The 5,781-nt window shown below is 71.2% G+C and carries 5 protein-coding genes; 1 reads left to right on the top strand and 4 read right to left on the bottom strand.

The window, feature by feature from the left end; all coding sequences use genetic code 11:
* Window positions 1-110: 110 nt before the first annotated feature.
* From DKL51_RS07535 to DKL51_RS07545, 3 genes are all read right to left on the bottom strand, one after another.
* Complete coding sequence (locus tag DKL51_RS07535; RefSeq protein WP_109944038.1) at window positions 111-764, bottom strand: L,D-transpeptidase family protein; 654 nt, start codon at window positions 762-764, stop codon at window positions 111-113.
* Window positions 765-1,219: 455 nt separating this feature from the next.
* Window positions 1,220-1,909, bottom strand: coding sequence for a DUF4184 family protein (locus DKL51_RS07540; protein WP_243420880.1), 690 nt, complete (start codon window positions 1,907-1,909; stop codon window positions 1,220-1,222).
* A 22-nt stretch (window positions 1,910-1,931) separates the two neighbouring features.
* Window positions 1,932-2,630: an HAD family hydrolase gene (locus tag DKL51_RS07545; protein ID WP_109965961.1), complete on the bottom strand. Its 699-nt coding sequence runs from the start codon at window positions 2,628-2,630 to the stop codon at window positions 1,932-1,934.
* A 196-nt stretch (window positions 2,631-2,826) separates the two neighbouring features.
* Here DKL51_RS07545 and DKL51_RS07550 point away from each other — a divergent pair, with 196 nt between their 5' ends.
* Entirely contained in the window at window positions 2,827-4,176 is a 1,350-nt protein-coding gene (locus tag DKL51_RS07550) for a hypothetical protein (protein WP_124811873.1), read from the top strand.
* 54 nt (window positions 4,177-4,230) lie between these two features.
* On the opposite strand, the gene DKL51_RS07555 is transcribed toward DKL51_RS07550, so the two are convergent.
* Window positions 4,231-5,781 (bottom strand): MGH1-like glycoside hydrolase domain-containing protein (locus DKL51_RS07555; RefSeq protein WP_438819653.1); only part of this gene is annotated, 1,551 nt, incomplete at its 5' end.

Consider the following 5,781-nt stretch of genomic DNA (forward strand, 5'->3'; position numbering starts at 1 on the left):
CGCTCGCGGGGCTGGTGGCCGTGAAACGTCAACCCGGCACCGCCACAGCGGGCAAGACCGGGACCGTCCCACCGCAAGGCAGGACATCCAATCATGTGCCCACTAACGCATCATGAGAGGAAACGGCAGAGCACGATGCGCGGCGAGGCCTCCGGGTCCAGCCACGTGAGCACCTCGACCAGGTGGTCGTGCGAGAGGCTGACGCAGCCGGCCGTCGCGTTGCCGCCGGCCGTGCCGAACTCGTGCAGAAATATCCCGCTGCCGGCACCCGGCACCGGGCTCTCGACGTTCGGCGGCAGGTTGTAGGTGATCACCGCGAAGTGCGTGTACGCCGGGGTCTCCCGCCAGAGCGCCTCGCTGTATCCACCGGGGTTGATGGCCGAGTGCTGGAAGGTGTTGTACCGCGGGGAGTCCGGGTTCTCGTTCCACCAGTCGTTGGTGACGACGTGGTGGTACGGGTAGCGGACGCCGGGGTTCGCCGCTATGCCGTACATGGTCGGGCCTATGGCGAAGACGCCGGTCGGCGTGGTCGGCACGCCCTCGACGTGGTCGTCGCTGAACCCCTGCACACCGATCCGGGCCGGCAGCGGCGCGAAGACCGGAGCCCAGCGACCACGCCTTCTCGCATACGTCTCGAGGGTCGCGTACGTGGTGCGGTAGCTGTCGCCGGTGACGATGATGACCTGCTCGGTGCCCGAGGGCAGGCTGGTCAGGCCTGCGGGCTTGTTGTTCTGGCCCGGCCAGGGTTCGAGCTGTGCTGACACGTGCCCGCTCTTCCATCGTCGACGGACCACTGGGGACGGGTCAGGACCGGGTCCGCAACTCCCCGGTCCTGACCCCCAGCCGTCCGGCGTGGTAGCGGATTTCGCCGTTGCGAGCGCGGCGGGCGGGGCACGCCGCCGACGCCGGGCTCAACACGGCGAGCCGGCCCGCATGCACTCAGCTCCACGGTGCCCAACTACCGGACTTCGGTGCGTCCCCGACTCACCCCGAAGAGCCGTGAACGCGGGCTCAGGTTAGGCACCGTGCCGCAGGTCGGACAAGCTTTCGCCGACCCCAGAGAATGTGATGAATACCAACGTTGGAATACGGCATGTCGGCGTAACACGGTCAGCCGTCACGACGCTGTTTGTCAACGAGGCGATCGGTCCGCCCGAGGGCTTTCCCTCCGGTCACCCGCCCGCCGATGGCGAGGCGCCGGACGCCGCGGCGCCGGCCATCAGCGCGATCGCGGCCAGGTGGAGCAGTCGCACCAGGGCCGGGGCGGGCATCGCCGCGGCGGGTAGTCCCGCCAGCACCGCCACTCCCACGGCGGTGACCGCCAGTGCCACCCCCCAGAAGAGCGCGGGCCGCGCCGGTGGCGCGGATGGTGGTACCCCGTCAACCCTCTCATGCCGACGGCTGGCGCGAACCGCCAGGCCCACCACGACGGCCGCGCCGACGACCGTGCTGAGCAGGTCGGCGAAGGACCACCAGTGGATGCCGCGTAAAAGTCCTGGATTCCGAATAGGCGCAGCCAGCGGTCGGTGTGGGTGAGCCAGTCCCAGCCGAGGTGGCTGGTCGCGCCGAGCAGCGCCGAGCAGACGGTGATCCGCCAGGGATGGCGGACGCCGCGGAGCGCGGCGTACCGGCGCCAGCCGAAAACCTGCTCGCCGGGGAGGTGCACCGCGATCCCGGCCACCGTGCGGCGGACCAGCCAGGCGTAGCCGAGCGCCACCGGCAGGCACCACCAGAGCAGCCCGGCCAGGGTGTGCGTATCCGATCCGGGGTCGAGGCGGGTGCCGGCGAAGAGGTAGCCCACGTCCGGCGCGACCGCGCCGGTGGCCAGGGCCACCCCGTCGAACCAGCGCGGCCGCCACAGCTTCAGCGGAAGCACCGGCGCCAGGTGCGACGGGAACGTCAGGGGCACGGGCCGGACGATACCGGCCCGGTCAGAAATGCCCGAGCAGGTCGGTGAAGGCCGCCAGCCGGACCACGCCGGTGTCGGTCGGGTCCAGCTCGTCGTGCTCGAGCACCCAGGTGTTCTCGTTCGGGATGAAGACCGCGTTCATGCCGGCCGCCCGCGCGGGGAGGATGTCGGACTTCGGGGAGTTGCCGATCATCCACGCGGTGGCCGGCTCGAAGCCGTGCTCGTCGGCCAGCCAGCGGTACGTGTCGACGTCCTTCTCCGGGACGATGTGCGCGGCCCGGAAGTGGTGCAGCAGCCCGGAGACGTCGAGCTTGCGCTGCTGCTCCTCCCTTTCCCCCTTGGTGAGCAGCAGCAGCTCGTGCCGGGTGGCGAGGTCGTCGAGCGTCTCCGCGACCCCGGGCATCAGCTCGACCTGGTGCCCGACCAGGGCGGCGGCCAGGTCGTCGAGCTCCCGGCGCTCCCGCTCGGTGGCCGGGCGCTCGCGCAGCTTCTCCAGGCACTCCCCCAGGCTGCGCAGGAAGATCTTGCTGCCGTAGCCGTGCGCGACGGCGTTGGCCCGCTCGATGTCGTCGAGGACGGCCCGGATCTCGGCGCGGTCCAGCGTCGGGTGGTCCAGCCAGGCCAGGAAGGCGTCGATCACCCGCTCGAAGAGGACGTTGTTCTCCCAGAGCGTGTCGTCGGCGTCGAAGACGAGCACTCTCGCCTCCCGGCGCTGCCTCATCGTGTTCCCCTTCCCTGTCCGGACCGGGACACGTTACTGCGACCGGCCCCGACCGGCACCCCGGTTTCCGTCGGCCGGCGCGAAAGGGATCGGCCACCGGGGTGGCCGGACGGCCGGTGCGGAGTGACCGAACGCCGACGCAGCAGCGGCAGGGATATGACTGCGTGTACCGGGGTCGCTGCGCCATGCTTCGACGATGACACCTTCTCGTGACCATCCACATGCGAGCCGGTCCCGGCCCACCCGCCGGCACCGGCGTCGCCGGGGCGCGGCCGTCGGCCTGGTGGCCGCGCTCGTCGCGGCGGGCACCACCCTGCCCGCCACCCCGGCACTGGCCGTCAACGCGCTGCACCCAACGGTGGTGAGCGCCGACCCGGCGAACTGGACGCCACACGCGATCGACGGCACTGTCTACCGGATCATCCAGATCGGCAACCGGGTCTACATGGCCGGTTCGTTCACCAAGGTCCGCAACGCGGGCAGCACCGTGGACCTGGCCATGCCCCGGCTGGTGGCCTTCGATGCCACCACCGGCCGGATCGACACCACCTTCCGGCCGGTGGTCAACAGCACCGTCAAGGCGCTCGCCGCCGCGGCGGACGGCCTGTCGCTCTACATCGGCGGGTCGTTCACCTCGGTCAACGGCGTGGCGGCCCCGCGGGTCGCCCGGGTCGACGCGGCCACCGGGGCCCGGGTCGCCGGATTCGCCCCGGCCGCGCTCAACGGGCAGGTCAACGACATGCGGCTGGTCGGCACCCGGCTCATCGTGGGCGGCGCGTTCCAGACCGTCGGCGGGGTGACCCGGCGCGCTCTGGCGGCGTTGAACGCCGGCACCGGGGCCGCCGACTCGTCGGTGAACCTGCGGGTCGACGGCCCCCGGACCACCACCACCGGGGTCACCGCGCCGGTCAAGGTCGAGGCGCTCGACGTCTCCGCCGACGGCACCCGGCTGATCTTCGTGGGGAACTTCAGCACCGTCGCCGGCCAGGCCCGGCACCAGCTCGCCGTGGCCCGGCTCAGCTCCACCGGGGCGACGCTCTCCGGCTGGTCGACCGACCGGTACCGGCCGAACTGCTCGAGCAGCTTCCCGACGTACATGCGCGGGGTGGACATCTCCCCGGACGGCACCTGGTTCGTCGCGGTGACGACCGGCTACATGTACACCGGCCAGCTCTGCGACGCGGCGGCCCGCTTCGAGTTCGGCACCGAGACCGGCGGCAAGCAGCCGACCTGGGTGAACTACACCGGTGGCGACACCCTCCTCTCGGTGGCCATCACCGGCCCGGCGGTTTACGTCGGCGGGCACCAGCGCTGGCTGGACAACCCGTACGGCCGTAACTCGGCGGGGGCGGGCGCGGTGTACCGGCCGGGGATCGGGGCGATCAACCCGGTGACGGGCAAGGCGTTGGCGTGGAATCCGACCAAGGATCGCGGGGTCGGCACCGCCGAGCTGTACGCCACCGACCGCGGGCTGTGGATCGGTAGCGACACCAACACCGTCGCCGGGGAGTACCACGGCAAGATCGCTTTCTTCCCGTTGCCGTGACCAGCACGGGCGCGGCGGTCGATCCTTTCGGCCGCCGCGCCCCGGGCCGGTGGATCAGCGGCGCAGGGTCAGGATCAGGTCGGCGACCAGCGCGGTCCAGCCGGTCTGGTGCCAGGCGCCGAGCCCCGCGCCGTTGTCGCCGTGGAAGTACTCGGGGAAGCAGATCAGGTCCCGCCAGTCGGGGTGGGTCTGGAAGAGCTGGGCGGCGCCGTAGATGGGCCGCCGGCCCCAGTCGTCCCGGGTGAAGAGGGAGATCAGCCGGGCGGAGAGGTCGTCGGCGATCTCGTCCAGGGTCCGCTTCACCCCCGAGCGGGTCGGGTACTCGACCTGCAGGTCGTCGCCGAAGAAGGCGGCGTAGTCGCGCAGCGCGCTGATCAGCAGGAAGTTCGTCGGCATCCAGATCGGGCCGCGCCAGTTGGAGTTGCCGCCGAACAGGCCGCTGGTGGACTCGGCCGGCTCGTAGCCGACGCAGAACTCCTGCCCGCCGAGGGTGACCGAGAACGGCTTGTCCAGGTGGGCGCGGGAGAGCGTACGCAGGCCGTACTCGGAGAGGAACTCGTCGGTGTCCAGCATCCGGGCGAGCAGCCGGACCACCTGCTCCGGGCCGACCATGGAGAGCAGCCGCTGCTGGCGGCCGTCCGGGCCGAGCCGGCGGGCGCCGATCACGTCGGCGTACTCGGGGCGGTTGGTGAGGAACCAGCGCAGCCGGGCGCCCAGCTCGGGCAGCCGGTGCAGGGTCCGGGCGGTGAGCCGGGTGGTCGCGGCGAGCGGCAGCAGCCCGACCACCGAGCGGACCTTGAGCGGCACCTGGCTGCCGTCGGCCAGCCGGAGCACGTCGTAGAAGAAGGCGTCCTCGTCGTCCCAGAGCCCCTGGTCGTACGCGGCCGCGGCGATGTAGGCGAAGTGCTCGAAGAACTTCGTGGCGGTGTCGACGTACGCCCGGTCGTGCTCGGCGAGGACGATCGCGATGTCGAGCAGGTTGAGCGCGTACATGGCCATCCAGCCGGTGCCGTCGGACTGCTCCAGCACGCCGGCGACCGGAAGTGCGGCGGAGCGGTCGAACGGGCCGACGTTGTCCAGCCCGAGGAAGCCGCCCTCGAAGACGTTGTTGTCGCCGGTGTCCTTGCGGTTGACCCACCAGGTGAAGTTGAGCAGCAGCTTGTGCATCACCCGCGCGAGGAACTCGTAGTCCCGGGAGCCGTCGATCTCGAAGACCTTCAGCGCTGCCCAGGCGTGCACCGGCGGGTTCACGTCCCCGAACGCCCACTCGTACGCCGGGATCTGCCCGTTGGGGTGCAGGTACCACTCGCGGAGCAGGAGGAGCACCTGGTCCTTGGCGAAGCCGGGGTCGACCCGGGCGATCGTGACGCAGTGGAAGGCCAGGTCCCAGGCCGCGTACCAGGGGTACTCCCAGGGGTCGGGCATGGAGATCACGTCGAAGCTGGTCATGTGCCACCAGTGGCTGTTGCGCCCGTGCCGGCGGCCGGGCGGCGGTGGCGGAGACCCGGGATCGCCGTCGAGCCAGCGTTTGACGTCGAAGTGGTAGAACTGCTTGCCCCACATCAGCCCGGCGATGGCCTGCCGGGCCACCAGGGCCTCGTCGGC

The organism is Micromonospora globispora (assembly GCF_003857015.1).
GTDB classification, from domain to species: domain Bacteria; phylum Actinomycetota; class Actinomycetes; order Mycobacteriales; family Micromonosporaceae; genus Micromonospora; species Micromonospora globispora.